Genomic DNA, 21796 nt, shown 5'->3' on the forward strand with positions numbered 1-21796 from the left:
TACCGGCTTTTTCGAGCGTTACAGGTACTTGGCAACGATCTTTTCGACCACACCTTCAGCGCGCAGCTCATTCAGCGCTTTTTGCAGCTTGGCCACTACGGCATCCGGCACTTCTTTATTCAACGCCAGATACAACTCAGCCTGATTGAAACGCAGCACCGTCTTGAACCCTGAAATTCCGACCTGACGCGCTAAAAAACGCCCCGCCGGATCGCCTGTGGCCCAGAGGTCAATCTGCCCGGCTTGCAGTTTTTTCGCGTTGTCCTGATCGCGCAACACGATCACCGGGCTCAGCCCTTTTTGCTCCAGTGACAATGCAATGACATCGCCTTTGTAGGCGCCGATGCGGTATTGGCTGGCTTGCTCCAGAGACGTGACGGTGATCGGGCTGTCACCGCGTGCCAGCAGCACCCAGTCATCTGGCCCAATGGGGCCGACCCATTTGAACAGGGCTTCGCGCTCTGGCACGCGCGCCGTTACAAATACCCCGTAGCCGGGGTTTTCAAGGGCGAGGCGATAAATGCGCTCCCATGGAAAGCGCAAGGTCATGCTGTAGGAAATACCGGCCCGTTTGAAGGTTTCGCGCAGTACATCGACGGCGATGCCTTCGATGTTTTCGTTTTGCGCAAAGTTTTTGCCATTTTTCGCCATGTTGTAGGGCGGAAAATTCTCTGTCAGCAAGACCATCGAATAAGCCGAGCTTTCGGCGGCTGAGGCCGCATTCGCCAACAGCAGTGAAAGGCTGGCGAAGACTGGCAAAAGACGTTTGAACATACGGGCAACCTAAATCCATGGCGTGCCCAAGAGTGCCGCGAGCACGCCATGCTGTCCAGTCGCCTTTGGACTCAGTCCTTTTTACGCACTGCCAGCGTGCATCCGTCGCTAACCCTATTTAACTCACTCAACGCGTCGCATTGACCTGATTTAATGCCGCGAGTGATTTTGAAGGAAAGAAACAATGACTTACTCGCAGGTCAACCTGATGTTTATTAACGTCCACCCCCTTTTTATTGCTGACGTTAAGTACGCCCTGTTCATACACCACGGCCCATGCCTCTGAGTCCCCTTACACTGGTAGACGCCCTGTACATTTTTCAGCACAAGTCGATCATTCTGAAAAGGCGCGATGATTGAAAACAATCATGAATTAAGCGCAAAAAAAGTGTGATGACTCGACCCCACTTGATTGAGCGAGTTTCAGGCAGCGAGGGCATCATAAAGCGGAGAGCACTTCAGACCATTCTTAAGTGATAGGCCACTCCCTAAGAACTCGTTGGATGGGCTATAGGCCGCAGCCAGTCAAAGCTATAGCAATAAGGGCAGCTCTACTGAAGACAGTTCGGCACACCAACATTTGTAAACTCATGGGCGGACATAGAGCAGGGGTTCTTACTACGGAACAACCACCCATAACTTCGCCACTCAACTGTGAAATTCACACAAATATGAGACCGGAGTTCCTCAATGATCACGTCACTCACACCCCCTGCTTCCCATCATCCTTACCCAACACCATCGCCTGAAAAAAAAGTCGAAAAAGCCCTGAGTCCCACACTCAACACCGCCAATAATGCAGACGCTGAGCCCCAGTCCAACGCAACACACCAGGCACCCCCTTCCGCCTCTCAACCCTTGCCCCCTCCCCGAGTCCGGCGGAGTCCGAACCCTGAGACAGATCGAGAATTACCCTCTTCATCACCCTCCTCCCCCTCCAGGCAACGGACTCAGAATGGAGCCACCTCTGGGTCGAGAAACATATCAAAATGGGCGTCTGTGGCCACGCATGAGGAGTACCACGCTCCAGACGCAACTAAAATCGCAATTAAAAACGCACTCGTACAGGCATATAAACACGTCATCCAAAAAACAAATGCCTATGCCCAAGCAAAAGCAACAAATAACGTTGCCGAACTTTCTAAAAGCCCGGCTTACTGGAAAAGAGTCACCTCAACGAGCGACAGCCTGCGAGATAGGCGGATTACCCTGCCCACCGACTCTCCCCTGCAACTCAATGGCGAGCCAATGGCTGGAAAACAAATTAGCCTGGAGCAATGTATTCTCGCCAACGACTGGATCCTGCCTCAAAACCTCGCGGATATTCAAAACCTCGCAAACGCCTTATCCCGGCCCCCGCTTCAATCTGCACCCTACGGTAACTTCGGTGGGGGACTGTCCTGGTCTGCGCCACCTTTGAGCCAAGAGATGAAAAAAAACATCCTGGCATCGGTGAGAAACAACGCCATAGCGCTCGACGAGTTTGAATATCTGCGCCGCAGCAAAGATGCACTGGGTTATCTGACACAGTCACGGCAATGGTCGCCCGAAGAGTTGAGCGACCCACGTGCATTTCTGACTAACCTCCTCAACACCCCTGAAGCCTATGCATTGGGTAAAGCCCTTCAAACCCAATTCAAAGGCGCACCCTCAGCGACCAGCATTAACGATTGGGCCATGACAGCCATTGCCATCGGTATCGAAGCAAAGAGCATCCTCGACCCGGACAACAGCACCAACAAGGTCGCAGGCTTTGATCTTTCAAGCCTCGACCTCGGGGGTAAACCTCTGCGCGAGGTGGTCAAGGCACTCACTGAACACTTGGCGAATCCTGAAACGCCCGCTGCTGACTTTGCGCCTGTCAGAGCCTATGCGTTATTAGCCCGTCATGCGCCGGAACTGCTGGTAAAAGAGGTTCCGGAAAGCGTGACCTACGGCTCACCAAGCTGGATCAGCCTGAAGGCTGCCGTCGCCCGAATAGAGGCGCAAGCGCCTGGCCAGGCGTTGAGCATGAATTACGGAAAAATCATGCAATACGCCAACATCTCGCCCATTACAGCGGCCGAAAAACAGGTCGAACAACAGGCCTCTCTACAGGCCATGATGTATTGGGCGATCAACGAGGGCATCCTCAAGAAAAACGACAACAACCGCTACACCGCTGCACAGGTTGAGCACGTACGAGGAAAAGCCAAAGAGCGATTCATTGCCTTAGAAAAAGCGTCTTCGGCGAAAGACACTGAGTTGCTTACACGGGAAGACATGGCCGTTAAGATACTAAAAGAAAAGTTTGGAGAGGGTATTGATTTCAAGAAAAAATGCATCATACCCATTGAAAACTGGAACCACCTTAAAGGTCCTTACTCGGTCATTGATCTTGTTCTTTCAGGTGAACTTTCCCGTGGCATTTTTCGATCATTCGACACCACAATCCCTGTCGACACGATTGCCCGGAGTCGCCATGAAATTCCTGATATTCAAGAGGCTTTCAAAAAATCCTTCTCCCACTATTACGAGGGTAAAAAAAACGCCACCTCCACCGCCGTTCGACACCTTATATCCCAACTTCCGCTGAAAGACCGTGAGCGTCTGGAGTTTGGGGCCATTAAAGTATATGAACAACACAATGCCACCAGTTCGATCAGTAACCTCGGACTAAACGGTTTTGGTGATACAACACCTGGGCGATACGGCGTTCAACGGAGCCTTGACGAAAACCACCTTGGATTAATGATAGAAACCCGGTACGACGGCAAAACCTACCACTACGAAATCAACCCCCCACAAGGTTTTATTCGCCCCATCACACACTTTAAGCCGGGGTTACAGGGTGAGTGGACAAAACTGCCCCCTAAGGACAACAACAGCTTTTCAAACTATACGACGTACTCAAATAAGGAGATAAATGAAGTTCACGCCAAAAGCGACGCAGAACGCCGCCAGCGTGAATCCACCCGAAAAACCGACGAGCCGCTCCAATCGTTCAACAGCAGCCGAACGCAATACATTGCCCAGCTCATGGCGAATAAGTTCTTCCCGAATGACAGCCGGAATTTATTCGAACAAACCCAAGGCCTCACTACCTTGGACACCGAAGTCACTGACTTTGAAAAAATCCAGAACTTCACACGCATCATCGTCCCCTTCGCATCGGCCATTCACAGTTTTTCAAAAGGTCATACTCGGGACGGGGTTGAGAGTCTGGTGCTGGACATTTTTGGATTTTTATTCGTGGGCGCCAAAGCCGCTGGCGGAATAGCCAAAGTGGCAGGCCAGGCTGGCAGCTTCGCCAGCAAAATTCAAAAAGGGGCGAATATCCTGAGCCGGGCGGTGGCCAGCGGAGCCAACCCATTTTCTGGCGGGAGAGCGCTATTTTCCGGCACCGTAAAGCTGGTGAATACGGGAGCATCCCTGGCCAATCAAGGTTTCCAATTCCTTCGTCGTGGAGCCAATAGTGCGGACCTTCTTTCGCCGATTAAAAGAACCGACGTTATCGAGGGAAGCATTAAAACTACAAACAATGCCGACCCCCTAAAAGTGATCGCAAAACGCGATGACTCAGGCGTCTTATATGCCTACGACCCAAAAACCGAAAACCTCTTTGGGCCACCTCTGAAAAACTTCCAGCCCGACAATACGTTCAGCACATTGCAAACGAACGCACAAAAACTGCCTGTGCCGGCACCTGTAAAGCCTGCCCTCCCGGCACACACATCACAGCCAGTTGATATTTTCATGGGGAACTCGCAGACCCTTAACCAGGGCAACGAATCAATACTGACGACTCGCAGTCTGACCGATTGCTCGGCCATCGCGGTGCTGACGGACTGGGATGGCAAAGTTTATCGCACAAGAACACTGATGCACTTGAGCGGTAGCAACGTGGAGCACGGATTAATAGGTGAAGATGCATCAAAACTGCTGAGTTCATTAGACGGCTCTTTGAACCGTGGAGGAAAAGTCATTCTGGTGGCCGGCATAGACTCTCATTCCACTGTCGGAATGGGGATTATCATTGGGCAAACGACGAATAACCAACGGCCGCTGATGAGCTTGTTAAAAGATCGAGAAGGTGTTTCCGTCACCGTGGCCAGCTCACTGGGCGTCAGTATTTACCCCGATGGAACATTCAAGCTGATAGAGGATACGGGTAAAGGGGTATTTACCAAGGAGATGCTCAAGCCTGTGTATGACTTCATAGACTAAGCCCCTCAAACTACGCACGAATTTCTCTGTAAGCGCTGTCGAGCACCCACGAGGCTCTACATCGCTTACCGTTGATTGTTATACCCCTCAGCGCAGCACTGTCAGCGCCAGAACAAAGGACGCTGACAGTTGCAACAGTCGGCCTAACGCACCACGATCCCGCGTTCAGCCATGTACGCTTTGGCCTCAGGCACGGTGTATTCGCCAAAGTGGAAAATACTCGCCGCCAATACTGCACTGGCGTGACCTTCAAGGATGCCGTCAGCCAAATGCTGCAAGTTGCCGACGCCGCCCGAAGCAATCACCGGGATACCCAGTGCATCGCTGATGGCACGGGTGACGCCCAGGTCGAAGCCGTTTTTCATGCCGTCCTGGTCCATGCTGGTCAGCAGGATCTCACCGGCGCCCAAACCTTCCATCTTCATCGCCCACTCGACCGCGTCTAGGCCGGTAGGCTTGCGTCCGCCGTGGGTGAAGATTTCCCAGCGCGGGGTTTCGCCCGGTTGGGAGACTTTTTTCGCATCAATGGCGACCACAATGCACTGCGAACCAAAATGCTGCGCCGCTTCGCCCACGAATTCCGGGTTAAACACCGCTGCGGTATTGATCGAGACTTTGTCCGCACCCGCATTGAGCAGGTTGCGAATGTCCTGAATACAGCGTACGCCGCCGCCTACGGTCAGCGGGATAAACACCTGGCTGGCCATGCGTTCCACCGTGTGCAGCGTGGTGTCGCGACCATCGACGCTGGCGGTGATGTCGAGAAAGGTAATCTCGTCAGCGCCTTGCTCGTCGTAGCGACGGGCAATTTCGACCGGGTCGCCCGCATCGCGAATATTTTCGAACTTGACGCCCTTCACCACCCGGCCGTTATCCACGTCCAGGCAAGGGATGATGCGTTTGGCTAACGCCATGACGTTCTCCTCAGGCCTTGTAGCTGTCGCAGAAGGCTTGGGCCTGGGCCACATCCAACGTGCCTTCATAGATTGCACGGCCGGTGATGGCACCTACGATACCGGGTGCCTTGGCGTCCATCAGGGCCTTGATATCGCCCAGGTTATGAATGCCCCCCGAGGCGATCACAGGGATGGTGGTCGCTGCCGCCAGTGCTGCGGTGTAGCTCACGTTACAGCCCTGCATCATGCCGTCTTTGGCGATGTCGGTATAAACGATGGCCGACACGCCGTCCGCTTCAAAACGCTTGGCCAAGTCGATCACTTGCACGGTGCTGACTTCTGCCCAGCCATCGGTAGCCACGAAACCGTCTTTGGCATCCATACCCACGATGATTTTGCCGGGGAAGGCACGGCACGCCTCTGCCACGAACTCAGGGTTCTTCACCGCTTGGGTGCCCAGGATGACGTAGCTCACGCCCGCTTTGACGTAGTGTTCGATGGTTTGGAGCGAGCGAATCCCGCCGCCGATCTGGATCGGCAACTTCGGGTACAGCTTGGCAATCGCCGTGACCACTTCGCCATTGACCGGCTGGCCTTCAAATGCACCGTTCAGGTCGACCAGGTGCAAGCGGCGGCAACCGCCTTCTACCCATTTGGCGGCCATGCTCACCGGGTCATCGGAGAACACCGTGGAATCTTCCATGCGGCCCTGGCGCAGACGTACACAGGCACCGTCTTTAAGATCGATAGCGGGGATAATCAGCATCTGGCAAACCTTTAAATTCGGGAGTCAGTGACTCGGAAATCAATTCTTTTCGAGCGCCCACACGTCGCTTTCGATGCTCTCGAACCTCTCTTTGAGGTGCGCCTGCACATCGAAAATCGCGCGATTGTAGTAATGCGGCGCGATTTCACGCGTGAACAGCTCAAGGATTTCAGCCGCTTCGAACGAACCCAGGTCCAGTTCGAAACGGTCTTCCATAAAGCGTTTGATCTTGCTGTTGGCTTCGTTCTCTTGCTCGGGGGTGAGCGTAAGAATCGGCGGCTTTTTGCGAGGCGCCATTACCAGCGACCGTCCCAGGCCACGAAGTTTTCCAGCAACTGCAAGCCGTGGGTATGGCTCTTTTCGGGGTGGAATTGCACCGCGAAGCGCGAACCTTCGGCCAGCGCCGCCGCAAAGTCGACGCCGTAATGCCCGCCACCGACCACTTGGCGAGGATTGCCCGCCGCAATGTAGTAGCTGTGTACAAAGTAGAAACGCGCCAAGTCCGGGATGCTGTGCCACAGAGGGTGATCGACCTTCTGTTGCACTTCGTTCCAGCCCATGTGCGGCACCTTGAGGTGCTCGCCGTCTTCGTGCAGGGCCTTGCCGAAGAACTTCACTTGCCCCGGGAACAGACCGATGCAGTCCACGCCGCCGTTTTCTTCACTGCTGTCGAGCAAGGCTTGCATGCCCACGCAGATGCCGAGAAACGGGCGGTCCTGACTGACTTCACGCACCAGCGAATCGAAGCCCAGACGACGGATCTCCGCCATGCAGTCGCGAATTGCACCCACACCGGGAAACACCACGCGGTCAGCTTCACGAATCACGTTGGCATCGCTGGTAATCAGCACCCGACCGGCGCCCACGTGCTCCAGCGCCTTGGCCACCGAGTGCAGATTGCCCATGCCGTAATCGATTACCGCCACGGTCTGCATCAGAGCACGCCCTTAGTGGAAGGCATTTGCCCGGCCATGCGCTCATCGAGCGTAATCGCCATGCGCAGCGCACGGCCGAAAGCCTTGAACACGGTTTCGATCTGGTGGTGGGTATTGGTGCCGCGCAGGTTGTCGATGTGCAGCGTCACGTTGGCGTGGTTCACGAAGCCCTGAAAGAACTCCTGAAACAGGTCAACGTCGAAACCGCCAACGGTGGCACGGGTATACGGGATATGCATTTGCAGGCCTGGACGGCCGGAGAAGTCGATGACCACACGCGACAGCGCCTCATCCAGCGGCACATAAGCGTGCCCGTAACGGGTCATGCCTTTTTTGTCGCCAACGGCCTGGTTGAAGGCTTTACCGAGGGTAATACCCACGTCCTCGACGGTATGGTGATCGTCGATATGCAGGTCGCCTTTGCACTCGATGTCCAGGTCGATCAGCCCATGTCGGGCGATCTGGTCGAGCATATGCTCAAGAAAAGGCACACCGATATCGAATCGGGCCTTACCGGTACCATCCAAGTTGATCGAGGCTTTGATCTGGGTTTCCAGAGTATCGCGCTCGACTGACGCCTTACGTTCGGCCATCACCAGCTCCGCAAAATCATTGGGCGAAAAAGGTGGCCATTATAGGCACGGGTCTGACAAACAGAAACACGATATGACTGACGGAATGCGCGCTGACGGGCAGCGGCTGCCGCAGGCGGCGTCCGGTGGCAAAGCCGTCGTAAACCCATTCACCGTGCCCGCAGGCAAAAAACAGGCTTCACTGAGAACGAGCCGCTGATGTCCGCCCCTGTCACTTATGACAGTTGCCAAGCGATAAGAGTGCGCATAATTTCAAAATCTCTATCCAAGGAGGAACGTGACATGAGCATTGACAGAATTGATAGTCTTATTCTTTTCACCGAAGGTGAAACATTTGAATGCCGTCGCCAAGGCCAGACTTTTAAAAAAGGGGAATTTATCCGATTTCGCATTTTCAAAAGCGACTTTGAAATGGAGAAAAAATTTCACGAAGGAAGAATCTATCTGGAAAACGACACCTTCGAAAGTGATGAAATTAAAGACACGGACACCATACTGCCCAGCAAAGCATTAATAGAGATAGAACAGGAAATCACTCGCTCCGCAACAGAGGCGTATGACGCGATCAAGCATAACTTTGCAGCTGAAGAAAGTGCGGTGGACACGGCAAATACAGCACGTGAAGATTTTGAAAAAGAAAACTCGGATAAATTCTCGCGTGTAAAGGATGATTACGGCGGATCTCATTATGAACTTAGCGACGCAGCGCTTCAACCGGAATATACATCGTTGCAACGCGCCGTTAGCGCTTCTGAAAATGCACTTAAGGCCAAGGTAAAGCCTTATCAAGCTATCATTGATCGGTACAACTATATCTCTAACGCCAGTAACAGGCAAAACGCAATTGACCAAGCCGTCACCCAAGCAGTCGCTGACAAGTTAAAAAGCTGGAAGTGGGATGATCAAGATCTATAAAAACTGGTATAGCCAACACGTTCCAGGCAGTCAATAACAAACAACCGGCTGCCTTGCTCAGGAGAAGCCCAACCTAACACCAGCCGATCAGTCAAACGTTCTATAGGCGCGTTCGGGTTAAACATCTGCGACCACGCGCGCGCCTACAAGAGAGCGTTTTAACTTAGTTGATCGGCGCTAGGTATTTAGCGTCTCTTTTAATACCCATGCCCCGCTTTAATACAACTATGCACGCCCTCTACCCAACACGTCATTGCACAGAAACACGGGACTAATAAGGTGGCCATTACAGAGAGCCGTCAACACTTTGCTCTGACGCGTAGCCGCTGCCGCAGGCGGCGTCCGGCGGCGAAGCCGTCGTAAACCGGAGCGCTCATATTAGCCGCCCTCAGGTTTTACGATCGCTGCGCAATCAGACGCCGCCTTCGGCAACGGCTACGGGTGCGCGAGAGCCTTAGTGAAACAACACCGCTGTTTTCTGCACCGTCACCCACACACCCCACAGCAGTGGAATACCCACAGCCAACCAGGCGGCGACGGTTAATGGCAGGCTGCCCGGTGCGGCTTTCCATTCCAGCGAGGTGCTGGCGTGCGCACCTTTGTCGTGCCCCAGCGCCTGCTCGGCTGCCAGTTGCGCATCGGTCATGAAGTATTTGTCGGCCACCGGACGCACCAGCAAGTTGCAGACAAAGCCCAACACCAACAACCCCGCCAAAATGTACAACGTGATGTCGTAGGCCGCGGCGCGCTCAACACCGATGCTCAACTGGTATTCACGCAGATAGTTGACCAATACCGGCCCCAAGACTCCCGCCGCCGCCCACGCCGTCAACAAACGGCCGTGGATGGCGCCGACCATCTGGGTGCCGAACAGGTCGGCCAAGTAAGCGGGCACGGTGGCAAAGCCGCCGCCGTACATCGACAAAATGATGCAGAACGCTGCCACAAACAGCGACACGTTGCCCAAATGCCCCAGGTTTGGCACCAAAGCGTACAACGCAAAACCCAATGCAAAGAACACGAAGTAGGTGTTTTTGCGCCCCAGGTAATCCGAGAACGACGCCCAGAAGAACCGCCCGCCAATATTGAACAGGCTCAGCAAACCGGTGAAACCGGCAGCAATGGCCGCGATTTGTGCCAGTTGCGCCGCGTCCAATTGGCTGAAGGTCAGGTCATTGCCCAGCAGCTTGCCCGCGAACACTTCCTGCAACAGCGGCGAAGCCATGCCCAAAATGCCGATCCCGGCTGAGACATTCAGGCATAGCACCAGCCACACCAACGCAAATTGCGGGGTTTTCCAGGCCACGCTGACGTGAACGTGACGCTGGGTGATCATCGCATTCGCGGCTTTTTTTGCGGGCGCGGTCCAGCCCTCAGGCTTCCAGCCCGTCGGAGGCACGCGATACGACAACGCGCCGCCGATCATGAACACGAAATAAATCGCCGCCATCACCAAAAAGCTCTGCCACACGCCCACGCCATACGGCCCGGCGAAGTGGCCCATCAAGGCCGCTGCCAATGGCGCACCGACCATCGCGCCGCCGCCAAAGCCCATGATGGCCATGCCGGTGGCCATGCCACGCTTGTCCGGGAACCACTTGATCAAGGTCGACACCGGCGAGATATAGCCCAGGCCCAGCCCGATGCCGCCAATCACCCCGGAACCCAGCCACATCAGCCAGATCTGGTGGGTATAAATGCCTAACGCTGAAATCAGCAAACCGCCACACCAGCACAACGCAGACACCACGCCAGCCTTGCGCGGCCCGGCGTGCTCAAGCCAGCCACCCCACACGGCAGCCGAACAGCCGAGGAAGATAAAGAACAAAGTGTAGATCCAGCCGAGCATTGAAATCGGCCAGTCGCACTGCGACGAAAACACCTGCGCGATAAAGCTCATGTCCGGCGCGCACGCCACCGGCGCTGTCACGCCCAGCGCTTTGGACAGCGGCAACCAAAACACCGAAAAGCCATAGGCCATGCCGATGCACAAGTGAATGGCCAACGCGGCAGGCGGAACCAGCCAACGATTAAAACCGGGTTTTGCGATGATGCGCTCCTTGGACAGGAACGCGGGCTGTGAGGCAAGGCTGCCCGCAGCGGTGCTGGTGCTCATTGGTGTATCCCCCATGAATAAAAAAGCTCTCCAGGCACACTCAACCCTGGCTTTGGCGCCTTGCAGCGCACAGCCCTGTTATTGGCTTGAGTTCGAGACGCGACAATGCGCCGCAGAAAGCCCGAAAAACAGGCGCAGATTACCATTGGGTCGTGGGACAAAGATCAAACTGATGCGGTCTTTTTCGGCAAAACTGATCCTATTTTTCTCACCCAACTCTTTTCAAGTGTCTACACCGCGTAGTGCAGAGGCGATGCACCGAACGTGGACACACCACGTATCCAACTCCAGTCGGCCGACACGTGGCGCTATACTCTGCGGCTAACTTTAAAACTCACCTTCACACAGACCTACAAGGACCCGCCCATGAAAGCGTTCGGCAAAATCCTGGGTCTGGTGCTTCTCGGATTGTTGCTGATCATCGTGGCTTTGGGCTTTGCCCTGAGCCATCTGTTTGATCCCAACGACTATAAAGACGAGATCCGCCAGATAGCCCGTGACAAAGCCCACATTGAGCTGACTCTCAATGGCGACATTGGCTGGAGCCTCTTCCCTTGGCTCGGCCTTGAACTGCACGACGCCAGCGTGGCGACCCTCGCGGCACCGACCAAACCGTTCGCTGACTTGCAAATGCTCGGTTTGTCTGTGCGCGTGCTGCCGCTGCTGCGCAAAGAAGTGCAAATGAGCGACGTACGCGTTGAAGGCCTGAACCTGCGTTTAACCCGTGACAAAGACGGCCACGGCAATTGGCAAGACATCGGCCAGCCCGCACCTGCGACCGCCAGCGCTCAGACACCGCCAGCCAGTCCGCAACCAGCGCCGCAGGCCAAGACCGACGCCTCCAGCCAGCCGATCAAGCTCGATATCGACAGCCTGACCGTGAATAACGCACGGGTGGAATACAACGACGAGCGCAACGGCCAGCAGTTCAGCGCTGAAAGCATTCAACTGAGCACCGGCCCGATTCACGAAGCCACCAGCACCCCGGTCAAATTGACTGCGTTTGTGGGCACCAACAAGCCAGTGATGCGAGTCAAAACCGAAGTCGACGGCAAACTGCGCTTTGATCGCGTGCTCAAGCGCTACCAGTTCGAAGACATGAAAGTCACCGGTGAAGCGTCGGGCGAGCCGTTACAGGGCAAAACCGTCACCTATGCAGCCCAAGGGCAACTTCTGGTTGATCTGGCAGCGAACGTCGCCGAATGGAGCAGCCTGAAGATCTCTGCCAACCAACTGCGAGCACTGGGCGAACTCAAGGCCCACAGCCTGGATACCACCCCGCAAATCAGCGGCGGCCTATCGATTGCCCAGCTTGATCTGGCCAAGTTCCTCGACAGCATCGGCCACACGTTGCCGCCGATGGCACCGGGCAGCCTGAGCACGTTTGAGCTGGTCAGTCGCCTCTCAGGCACACCTGCGAGCCTGACCTTTGACGAACTGAACCTCAAAATTGATGGCAGCACCTTCACCGGCCGCGTGGCCGTTGAAGACTTCGCCAAACAAGCCCTGCGTATTCAGCTCAAAGGTGACACGTTCGACGCAGATCGCTACCTGCCGCCTAAAACCGCAGAAGCCGCCAGCGCCACCGCCGCACGCCAGGCCGAAGTGCAAACGAGCGAAGCCGGTGCCCTGGCCGCGTCAGGCGACACGCCACTGCCTGCTGCGCCGACCAAAAGCGGCTGGAGCACCGCCAAGCTGATTCCTGTCACGCGCCTCAAGGCGCTGGACCTCACGGCTGACATCAGCTTTGGCCAACTGACCGTGAGCCAACTGCCGATTCAAAACGCTGCGCTCAAGGCCAACAGCAAAGACGGCCTGCTAACCCTCGAAACCCTGCGCGGCGATTTGTACAAAGGCAACTTTGCCGCCAACGGCAGCCTCGATGTGCGCCCGATGCTGCCCTTGGTGAACCTGCAAACCCACATCAACAACGTACCGGTGGAAAAAATCCTGCAAAGCCAGGGTCAAAAACCTCCAATCAACGGCTTGTTGACTCTCAACAGCAACGTGACGGGCAGCGGCAACAGCCAGAACGCGCTGATTGAAAGCCTCAACGGCACTGCCAACTTCGTGCTCAACGACGGCGTGTTGCTCAACGCCAACCTCGAACAGCAACTGTGCCAGGGCATTGCCACACTCAACCGCAAAACCCTGAGCGGCGCGCCACGGGGCAAAGACACACCGTTCAAGGAACTCAAGGGCAGCCTGATGTTCCATAACGGCGTGGCCAGCAACCCGGACATGATCGTGCGCATCCCCGGCATGACCGTCAAAGGCAATGGCGACATCGACCTGCGCGTGCTGGGCATGGACTACCGCATCGGCATCACCGTCGAAGGCGACAAAGGCGCCATGCCTGACCCGGCCTGCCAGGTCGGCAAAAACTTTGTCGGAGTCGAACTGCCTCTGCGCTGCCGTGGCCCGTTAGAACTGGGTGCCAAAGCCTGCCGCCTCGACAAAGAAGGCTTGGGTAAAGTCGCCGCCAAAGTGGCCGGCAACAAAATCAGCGACAAACTTGAAGAGAAACTCGGCGACAAGATCAGCCCTGAACTCAAAGACGCCCTCAAGGGGCTGTTCAAGCGATGAGAGATGAGCAGTTCGCAAGCGTGGTGCTCGACTGGTTCGATCGCCACGGCCGCCATGACCTGCCCTGGCAACAGGGCATCACCCCTTACCGGGTGTGGGTCTCGGAGATCATGTTGCAGCAAACCCAGGTCAGCACTGTGCTGAACTACTTCGACCGGTTCATGGCGTCATTGCCCACGGTCCAAGCACTGGCCGCCGCCCCCGAAGACGAAGTCCTGCACCTGTGGACCGGGCTGGGTTACTACACCCGCGCCCGCAACTTGCAGAAAACCGCGAAAATCATCGTCGAGCACTACGCCGGTGAATTCCCGCGCGATGTCGAAAAACTCGTGGAGCTGCCCGGTATCGGGCTATCCACTGCGGGCGCGATTGCCAGTATCAGCATGGGCCTGCGCGCACCGATCCTCGACGGCAACGTCAAGCGCGTGCTTGCACGCTACACCGCGCAAGAGGGGTATCCGGGCGAGCCCAAGGTGGCTAAACAGCTGTGGGCCACTGCCGAGCGCTTCACCCCGCACGAGCGCGTCAATGCCTACACCCAGGCCATGATGGACATGGGCGCAACGCTGTGCACGCGCAGCAAACCCAGTTGCTTGCTCTGCCCGCTTGAAAGCAGCTGTGAAGCCCACCTGCTAGGCCTTGAGACGCGCTACCCGATCCCTAAACCGCGTAAAACCATCCCGCAAAGGCGCACATTGATGCCGATGCTGGCCAATGGCGAGGGCGCCATTCTGCTTTACCGTCGCCCCTCGACCGGCCTGTGGGGCGGTTTGTGGAGCCTGCCCGAGCTGGATGACCTCAACGACATCGAGCATTTGGCGCTGCAACACTCACTCAAGGTGGGCGCCCAACACCCCATGCCCGGCCTGACCCACACCTTCAGCCATTTTCAGCTGGCCATCGAGCCGTGGCTGATCCACGTCAAGGAGGCGGGTCATCACGTGGCCGAGGCCGATTGGCTCTGGTATAACCTCGCCACCCCACCGCGCCTGGGCCTGGCGGCCCCGGTCAAAAAACTGCTCAAACACGCAGCCGACCTATTGAACGCAGGAGAGTCGTCATGACCCGCACCATCATGTGCCGCAAGTACAAAGAAGAACTGCCCGCGCTGGAGCGCCCTCCGTTTCCGGGCGCCAAAGGTCAGGACATTTTCGATCACGTCTCGGCCAAAGCCTGGGCAGACTGGCAAAAACACCAAACCCTGCTGATCAACGAAAAGCGTTTGAACATGATGAACGCCCAAGACCGTAAATACTTGCAGGGCGAGATGGACAAGTTTTTCAGCGGTGAAGAATACGCGCAGGCAGAAGGCTATGTTCCGCCAAGCGAATAAACCCCGGTTTTAAAGGGTTTGGTCCGTAAGCGACGGTAATAATTAAATATTTTTCAAAAAAGTGTTTGACGACTTATCGAAAAAAGCTTCTAATGCGCCCCGTTGCCCAGATAGCTCAGTCGGTAGAGCAGGGGATTGAAAATCCCCGTGTCGGCGGTTCGATTCCGTCTCTGGGCACCACATTCAGCTTTGATGTGGTGTTTACACCACCGCAAAGCAAACAAAAAACCCGCCCAGTGCGGGTTTTTTGTTGGGCGCGATTTAGTGCCGCCTCACACTGCTTGCCAACACCCTCAAACACGGGCGCCCAGCCCACGGCCTGCCCGGCTTCAAGCCCAATAATTGACCCAATCCACGATCCACGCTTGGTGATCCCCGAAAGCTGAGGTTCAATAACCGCCTTAGCCCGTACAGGACACGTTCATGGCAACGCCAAAGAAACAGCACAAGCACGCACAGCGGGCCAAAACCAAAGCCAAGCAAAACCGCATCGGCAAACCGGCCAAGGCTTCGGCGTCTGCGCTGATCGACAGCCCGTTCGATGACGTCAAAATCGACCTCAGCACGTTCGACTTTCAGGACATCAAAGACAACGGCTTCGAACCCGCCGATTTCGACGATCTGTTTCAGGCCATGAAGGCCGCCGAAGCCATCAGCCTGCAAGCACTGTGCAGCGTGTTCCTGCAATACCCGGTGCTGGAGCTGGTGATCAGCGAAGAAGAGGAAGAAGACGCGACCGATTTCCTGATGGGCCTGCTCATTGCCTTCCGCATGAGCGAGCACGGCGATGACGAAGACAGCGCGCTGGCGTGGGTCGAAACCCCGGCCTTCCAGACCGCCTACGTTGAAGCCTCGCGCTTGCTAGCCGAACGCAATGCGCGGAGCACGCACTGACGCACATCTGCAACCAAGCCATCAGCCGGGCGTTTTTCGAGCCTGCCGCTGACGGTTATCGGTTGGGCGGTTTTGAGTGGCGCCACGGGGTGCCCGACCCCTCCCGCGCTGTGGTGATCATCAGCGCCGCCACATCGGTGCGCTGCACCTACTACGCCCGTTTTGCCGACTACCTGTTCAATCACGGGTTGGACGTGATGCTGTATGACTATCGCGGCATCGGCGTGTCCCGCAGCGGTTCATTGCGCGGGTTTAAAGCCTCGTGGTCGGACTGGGGCGTGCTGGACGCGCACGCGATCCTCATGCGCGCCCAGCGTGAATGTCCAGGCCAACCGATTGATATGGTCGGCCACAGCTTTGGCGGCTGCACAGTGGGGCTGGCGGCGGGTGCCTCGCGAGTTCGGCGGTTAGTGACGGTGGGGGCGCAATTCGCTTATTGGCGCGATTACGCCGCCGCGCAACGCTGGCCCATGTTCGCCCGCTGGCACGTGGTCATGCCGCTGCTGACGCGGTTGTGCGGGTATTTCCCCGGCAAACGCCTGGGCTGGCTCGAAGACACCCCCGCTGGCGTGGTCAACGACTGGGCCGCCATGAACACGCGCTTTGAAAGGCTGCCCAGCGCACGCACGCTCCACTCCCTGGCCTTCGCCTCTGTCACGGCCAACACCCTCGCCATCAGCCTCAGCGACGACCCTTTTGGCACCGTGGCGGCCACTGAGCGCTTGCTGCGTTATTTCAGCGCCAGCGAGCGCACGCATTTACGGATAAACCCGGCAGACATCGGTGAAACCGCGATAGGTCATTTCGCGTTTTTCCATAGCCGGTATCAGCAAAGCTTGTGGCCGATTGCTTTGGGGTGGTTGTTAGACGGGGCGCTTGCGGACGATACGGCCGGAACCTTCATCGACCGGCCCTTGTAGTCGCTGCCGCAGGCTGCGATCGCGCCTGCGAGTTGTTGTCTGCCGCCACCGGCACGCGGTGCATCGACGCCCATCAAGCCTTTCTGTGGTGCCACGCCTTGCGCACGGTCAAGGCCACCGTCGATGCACTGGGGCAAGATAACGCGCTGTAGACAGGCATGCCTGCCCAGCCACGGGCAGCCCCGGGATCATGTGCCGCTCACGCGGCCTTCGGGTGTGTGAACCCGCACGATCGATGCAGGGCTGTTGCCCAGTTTGTCGGCGGGCCGACGCGGACGCGCCAGCAATTCGCCAGCGCAATTGGGGCAGCGCCCGCCCAACTTTAGCTCCGCGCACGCCGCGCAGAATGTGCATTCAAACGAACAGATCCGCGCGTTAACCGCGTCGGGCGGCAGGTCGCAATCACAGCACTCACAATTAGGGCGTAGTTCAAGCATGACGTTTCCTTTAAGCGTGTGCGGCCGTTAACAACCGCAGGCTGAAATGTGCCGTTGATCCTGCCGTGTGCCATTGCGTTCGCACAAGTGGCAGGTCATCTGCCAGAATTTCCCGACACAATCCAAGCAGATTTATTGCACTTTTTTCAGGCTCAGGCTTCATAAGGCCATGAGCGTTTATTTAATGCGCACGCAGAGAGCCCGGTTGTACGGCATGCCACAAGACCTTTCATCCCCGTTGACGCCAGCCCTCCTGAGCGCGCTGCGCACCGGCACGCACACCCTGCATGTGGCGCTTGAGCAACGTTTGCCTTTTTTCTCGGCAACGCTCGACCGCGCGCACTACACGCGCTTGCTGAGCGCCTACTTCGGGTTTTATCAGCCCCTGGAAGACGCGCTGCTCCACAGCGCGCTTATCCCCGAAGGGTTTGACCTGCAAGCGCGGCTCAAAACCCAGGCCCTGGTGCAAGACCTTAAGGCGCTGGGAGACGATCCCGGCGCACTGCCCCGCTGCCACACCTTGCCAGCGCTGCACAGTGAAGCCTGCGTACTCGGGGTTTTGTATGTGCTGGAAGGCGCTACGCTGGGGGGCAATATCTTGCGCAAACAGATCGCCCAGCATTTGGGGCTTGATACCCACAACGGCGGCTCATTCCTGTACGTCTACGGTGAAGACACCGGCCGGCGCTGGAAAACATTTCTGGAGTTTTTGGGCAGCGTGCCACTCGACGAGCACGCACAACGCGAAGCCGTACACGCTGCCTGTTCAACGTTTAGCTGTTTCGAGCAGTGGCTCGAAGGTCAGGAGGTTTTGATATGAATCCACTCGACGCCCAGGCGTTTGAAGCCCTGCTGGATAATTGCGCCGATGAGCCCATCCGGTTTCCGGGCGCCATTCAACCCCACGGCCTGCTTGTCACGCTGTCGCTGCCCGAGCTGCGTATCCAGCAAATCAGTGCCAACGTCCAGACGTTGTTTGGTTTGAACCCCAATGCGCTGCTGGATCAGCCACTGGCGATGTTGACCGGCCCTGAGGCTGCGACCGTGGTGCAACAGGCCGCAGGCGTTGCCGAACAGATGGAGGTGCCCGTGCTGGAGCTGAACCTGCAAGGCATCCGCTACGAGGGTTTGTTGCACCGCGAACACAATGTGCTGGTGCTGGAATTGGAACTCAAACCCGACGAGGTTGAGTTCAATCACACGATGGCCAAAGTGCGCAACCTGAGTCGCATGTTGCAACGCCTGCAAGCCGCCAAGACGCTGCCCGCGCTCTACGACATTTGCGTCAAGGAAATCCAGGCGCTCACCGGCTACGACCGGGTGTTGATTTACCGTTTTCAAGAAGAAGGTCATGGCCAGGTGATCGCCGAAGCGTCTTCGCCTTCGATGGAGCTGTTCAACGGCATGTTCTTCCCCGCCTCGGACATCCCGGAGCAAGCACGCGAGCTGTATCGCACGCATTGGTTGCGCATTATCCCCAACGCCGACTACCAGCCGGTTGAACTGGTGCCGCGACTGCGCCCCGATACCTGTGAGGCCCTGGACCTGAGCGGCGCCGTCTTGCGCAGCGTGTCGCCGATTCACTGCCAATACATGAAAAACATGGGCGTGCTGTCCTCCATGAGCATCTCGTTGATGGACGGCGAACGGCTGTGGGGCTTGATCAGTTGCGGGCATCGCCAGCCGTTGCACGTCCCCCATGAGCTGCGCATGGCCTGCCAAACCATCGGCCAGGTGTTGTCGTTGCAAATCAGCGCCCTGCAAACCCTGGAAATCAGCCGCCAGCGCGAGGCCAAAATGGGCGCACTGGAGCGCCTGAACACCGCCATGGTCAGCAACCCGAACACCGTGTTTGACGGGTTGGCCCAAGCGCCCGAACAATTGATGGCGCTGACAGACGCCAGCGGTGTGGCCATCCTGGAAGACAACGTGCTGCGCTGCTACGGCCAATGCCCGCCCGTCGATGACATTCGCGCGTTGTACCAGTGGTTTAAAGACTCGCAGCAATCGGTGTTTTCCACCCACTGCCTGTCGACGCTTTACACGCCCGCCGCGCAGTACAAAGACATCGCCAGCGGTCTGCTGGCCATGACCCTGCCCAAGCCCGTCGACAATGCTGTGCTGTGGTTTCGCGCAGAAGTGAAAGAGAGCATCCCGTGGAGTGGCGACCCCAGAAAGCCGCTCAACTTGGAGCCCAGTGCCACCGGCATGCGCTTGAGCCCGCGCACCTCGTTTGAACTCTGGAAAGTCGAAATGGATGGTATTTCCAGCAAGTGGAGCCACGGTGACGTGTTCGCGGCCAACGACTTGCGCCGCTCGGCGCTGGAAAACGACCTCTCGCGCCAGGTGGTGCGCGAGCAACAAGCCGTGCGCGCCCGCGACGAGCTGGTGGCCGTGGTGTCCCACGATTTGCGTAGCCCCATGACCATCATTTCGATGCTCTGCGGCATGATGCAAAAAGCCTTCAGCAGCGACGGCCCGCACACGTCACGGCGCATTACCTCCGCCATCGACACCATGCAGCAAGCCAGTAGCCGCATGAACGTGCTGCTTGAAGACTTGCTCGACACCTCCAAGATTGAAGCCGGGCGCTACACCATCACCCCGCAGCCACTGGACGTGAGTCAGATTTTTGAAGAAGCGCTTTCACTGTTGGCGCCGCTGGCGATGGACAAGTCGGTGGACCTGACCTTCCATGCCGAGCCGGGCCTGAAAATCAACGCCGACCCCGAGCGTTTGTTTCAAGTGCTGTCCAACCTGATCGGCAACGCCATCAAGTTCACCCCGGCACAAGGCCAAATCGGTGTCGCGGCCATGTCCAATGGCCAGGACATCGTGTTCAGCGTGCGCGACTCGGGCAAGGGCATACCGGCCGAGCAATTGCCTCACATCTTTGAACGCTATTGGACGGCCAAAGAAGGTAATGCTTCTGGCACAGGTTTGGGGCTGTACATCTCGCAAGGCATCATCAAAGCCCACGGCGGCCAGCTCCTGGCTGAAAGCAAACCGGGAGAAGGCAGCGAATTCCGCTTCACCGTGCCGCAAATCGCCTGACAGTCCTTCAAACCTGTAGGCGCTGAAAACCTGTAGCCGCTGACGAGGCACGAGGCTGTGATCGAGTGCGCAGCGCTCGTAAATCTGATGACTGCGGTGCATCTGAATCACCGCGTTGAAGGGTTTTTCGACGACTGTGGCATTAGCTAAATGCGTTGATAAACCAGGTGATCATCGGGATGGCCACGATGTCGATCAACACGGCGCCACACAGCGGCACGATGATGAAGGCTTTGTACGAGAACACTTTGTAGTGGTCGCAGATCGCGCCCATGTTGGCCACGGCGTTGGGGGTTGCACCCAGCCCGTGCCCCATGAAACCTGCGCACAACACTGCGGCGTCATAGTTGCCGCCAAACAGGCGAAACAGCACGAAGACGCACAGCAACAGCATGATCACCACTTGCACCACCAAAATCACCAGCAGTGGCATGCCGAGCTTTTCCAACTCCCAAAACTTGAGGCTCATCATGGCCATCGTCAGGAACATGCCCAGGCTGACGTCGCCGATAGTGCTGACGGCGTGGTCGGGTATGTCAACGGCCTGGGTGCGGTCATTAAGGTTGCGCAAGATGATCGCCACGAACATCGCGCCCACATAGCTCGGTAACACGATGCCTAAATGTTGTTGCAAGCTGGCACCCAGCCAAAAGCCAAGCACCATGATCACCACGATGCAGGTCAGCAAGCGCAGCAGCGTCGCTGCATCCAGCGCAGCAGGCGGGGTATGCACCACGTCTTCGAAGGCTTTGAGGTTGCCCACCGCTTCTGCCTTGACCGTGAGCTTGTTGCGCTCAATCAACCAGCGCGCCAGCGGGCTGCCGAGCAAGCCGCCAGCCACCATGCCGAACGTGGCCGCTGCCAGTGCCGCGGTGGTCGCGCCCACAGCACCGAGGTTTTCGGCAATCGGTCCAAAGGCCGCCGCAGCACCAAAACCGCCTTCCAGCGAGACCGCTCCGGCCATGATCCCCAGCAGCGGGTCGATGCCCAGCGCTTTGGCCACGCTCACACCCACCACGTTTTGCACCAGCGCCAGCCCCCAGCACGCCCCCAGGTAGATAAACAGCAATTTGCCACCTTTGCGCAGCAGGCCCAGGCTGCCGCCCAGCCCCACGGTGGTAAAAAACGCGACCATCAAGGGCGTTTGCAGGCTGGTGTCCAGGGTCAGGTCGAGCAGTTGGCGATCACGCAGCAACCAGATCAGCAAGGCAAAACCAAAGCCGCCAATCACCGGGGCCGGTACGCACAGTTGGCGCAGCCAGTAACTGCGTTTTTTCAGTTGGGCGCCCAGGCCCAGCAAGAGCAACGCGAGAGCGAGGGTGCTCAACGCATCCAGTTGAAATGTCAGCATGGCGAATTTCTCTTTTTTTT

18 protein-coding genes and 1 tRNA gene are annotated in these 21796 nt (G+C 57.1%); 10 read left to right on the forward strand and 9 right to left on the reverse strand.

Features of this window, described 5'->3' with window-relative positions; all coding sequences use genetic code 11:
• Nucleotides 1-18 precede the first annotated feature (18 nt).
• Nucleotides 19-774: a substrate-binding periplasmic protein gene (locus GYN01_RS15415; protein WP_048364623.1), complete on the reverse strand. Its 756-nt coding sequence runs from the start codon at nt 772-774 to the stop codon at nt 19-21.
• A 999-nt stretch (nt 775-1773) separates the two neighbouring features.
• Here GYN01_RS15415 and GYN01_RS15420 point away from each other — a divergent pair.
• Nucleotides 1774-4980 (forward strand): hypothetical protein, encoded by a 3207-nt coding sequence (locus GYN01_RS15420; protein WP_203307401.1) that lies wholly within the window; start codon nt 1774-1776, stop codon nt 4978-4980.
• 143 nt (nt 4981-5123) lie between these two features.
• On the opposite strand, the gene hisF is transcribed toward GYN01_RS15420, so the two are convergent.
• The 5 genes from hisF to hisB are packed head-to-tail and all read right to left on the reverse strand — an operon-like array spanning nt 5124 to nt 8170.
• Complete coding sequence (gene hisF, locus GYN01_RS15425) at nt 5124-5894, reverse strand: imidazole glycerol phosphate synthase subunit HisF (RefSeq protein ID WP_048400703.1); 771 nt, start codon at nt 5892-5894, stop codon at nt 5124-5126.
• Between the two features lie 10 nt (nt 5895-5904).
• Nucleotides 5905-6642: a 1-(5-phosphoribosyl)-5-[(5-phosphoribosylamino)methylideneamino]imidazole-4-carboxamide isomerase gene (gene hisA, locus GYN01_RS15430; RefSeq protein ID WP_048400706.1), complete on the reverse strand. Its 738-nt coding sequence runs from the start codon at nt 6640-6642 to the stop codon at nt 5905-5907.
• Nucleotides 6643-6681: 39 nt separating this feature from the next.
• Nucleotides 6682-6939, reverse strand: coding sequence for a DUF2164 domain-containing protein (locus tag GYN01_RS15435; RefSeq protein WP_048364627.1), 258 nt, complete (start codon nt 6937-6939; stop codon nt 6682-6684).
• On the reverse strand, nt 6939-7577 hold the full coding sequence (hisH, locus tag GYN01_RS15440) for an imidazole glycerol phosphate synthase subunit HisH (RefSeq protein ID WP_048400707.1): 639 nt from the start codon (nt 7575-7577) through the stop codon (nt 6939-6941). Before hisH ends, GYN01_RS15435 begins: the two co-directional genes overlap by 1 nt.
• Nucleotides 7577-8170, reverse strand: coding sequence for an imidazoleglycerol-phosphate dehydratase HisB (gene hisB / locus GYN01_RS15445; protein WP_019411757.1), 594 nt, complete (start codon nt 8168-8170; stop codon nt 7577-7579). Before hisB ends, hisH begins: the two co-directional genes overlap by 1 nt.
• A gap of 282 nt (nt 8171-8452) precedes the next feature.
• Between hisB and GYN01_RS15450 the strand changes: the two genes are divergently transcribed.
• Nucleotides 8453-9085: a hypothetical protein gene (locus GYN01_RS15450; RefSeq protein WP_048400710.1), complete on the forward strand. Its 633-nt coding sequence runs from the start codon at nt 8453-8455 to the stop codon at nt 9083-9085.
• A gap of 454 nt (nt 9086-9539) precedes the next feature.
• On the opposite strand, the gene GYN01_RS15455 is transcribed toward GYN01_RS15450, so the two are convergent.
• Nucleotides 9540-11201: an OFA family MFS transporter gene (locus GYN01_RS15455; protein ID WP_048364630.1), complete on the reverse strand. Its 1662-nt coding sequence runs from the start codon at nt 11199-11201 to the stop codon at nt 9540-9542.
• A gap of 366 nt (nt 11202-11567) precedes the next feature.
• Between GYN01_RS15455 and GYN01_RS15460 the strand changes: the two genes are divergently transcribed.
• The 6 genes from GYN01_RS15460 (at nt 11568) to GYN01_RS15485 (ending at nt 16934) form a co-directional block, all read left to right on the forward strand.
• Entirely contained in the window at nt 11568-13787 is a 2220-nt protein-coding gene (locus GYN01_RS15460; protein WP_203307402.1) for an AsmA family protein, read from the forward strand.
• Nucleotides 13784-14851, forward strand: coding sequence for an A/G-specific adenine glycosylase (gene mutY / locus GYN01_RS15465; RefSeq protein WP_048364632.1), 1068 nt, complete (start codon nt 13784-13786; stop codon nt 14849-14851). The genes GYN01_RS15460 and mutY overlap by 4 nt, the downstream gene beginning before the upstream one ends.
• The gene (locus GYN01_RS15470) at nt 14848-15120 is read left to right on the forward strand and encodes an oxidative damage protection protein (protein ID WP_048364633.1); all 273 of its coding nucleotides are present in this window, start codon (nt 14848-14850) and stop codon (nt 15118-15120) included. Before mutY ends, GYN01_RS15470 begins: the two co-directional genes overlap by 4 nt.
• 104 nt (nt 15121-15224) lie before the next feature.
• A tRNA-Phe gene (locus GYN01_RS15475) sits at nt 15225-15300 on the forward strand.
• Nucleotides 15301-15543: 243 nt separating this feature from the next.
• On the forward strand, nt 15544-16014 hold the full coding sequence (locus tag GYN01_RS15480) for a hypothetical protein (protein WP_048364634.1): 471 nt from the start codon (nt 15544-15546) through the stop codon (nt 16012-16014).
• Between the two features lie 5 nt (nt 16015-16019).
• Entirely contained in the window at nt 16020-16934 is a 915-nt protein-coding gene (locus GYN01_RS15485; protein ID WP_173426986.1) for an alpha/beta hydrolase family protein, read from the forward strand.
• Between the two features lie 188 nt (nt 16935-17122).
• On the opposite strand, the gene GYN01_RS15490 is transcribed toward GYN01_RS15485, so the two are convergent.
• The gene (locus GYN01_RS15490; RefSeq protein ID WP_048400717.1) at nt 17123-17371 is read right to left on the reverse strand and encodes a DUF1272 domain-containing protein; all 249 of its coding nucleotides are present in this window, start codon (nt 17369-17371) and stop codon (nt 17123-17125) included.
• A gap of 214 nt (nt 17372-17585) precedes the next feature.
• Here GYN01_RS15490 and GYN01_RS15495 point away from each other — a divergent pair, with 214 nt between their 5' ends.
• Complete coding sequence (locus tag GYN01_RS15495; protein ID WP_048400832.1) at nt 17586-18191, forward strand: biliverdin-producing heme oxygenase; 606 nt, start codon at nt 17586-17588, stop codon at nt 18189-18191.
• Nucleotides 18188-20425 (forward strand): ATP-binding protein, encoded by a 2238-nt coding sequence (locus GYN01_RS15500; protein ID WP_203307403.1) that lies wholly within the window; start codon nt 18188-18190, stop codon nt 20423-20425. Before GYN01_RS15495 ends, GYN01_RS15500 begins: the two co-directional genes overlap by 4 nt.
• A gap of 142 nt (nt 20426-20567) precedes the next feature.
• On the opposite strand, the gene gltS is transcribed toward GYN01_RS15500, so the two are convergent.
• Nucleotides 20568-21776, reverse strand: a complete 1209-nt coding sequence (gene gltS / locus GYN01_RS15505; RefSeq protein WP_203307404.1) for a sodium/glutamate symporter — start codon at nt 21774-21776, stop codon at nt 20568-20570.
• Nucleotides 21777-21796: the final 20 nt, after the last annotated feature.

This window comes from Pseudomonas weihenstephanensis, assembly GCF_016812185.1.
Taxonomy (GTDB): Bacteria; Pseudomonadota; Gammaproteobacteria; order Pseudomonadales; family Pseudomonadaceae; genus Aquipseudomonas; species Aquipseudomonas weihenstephanensis.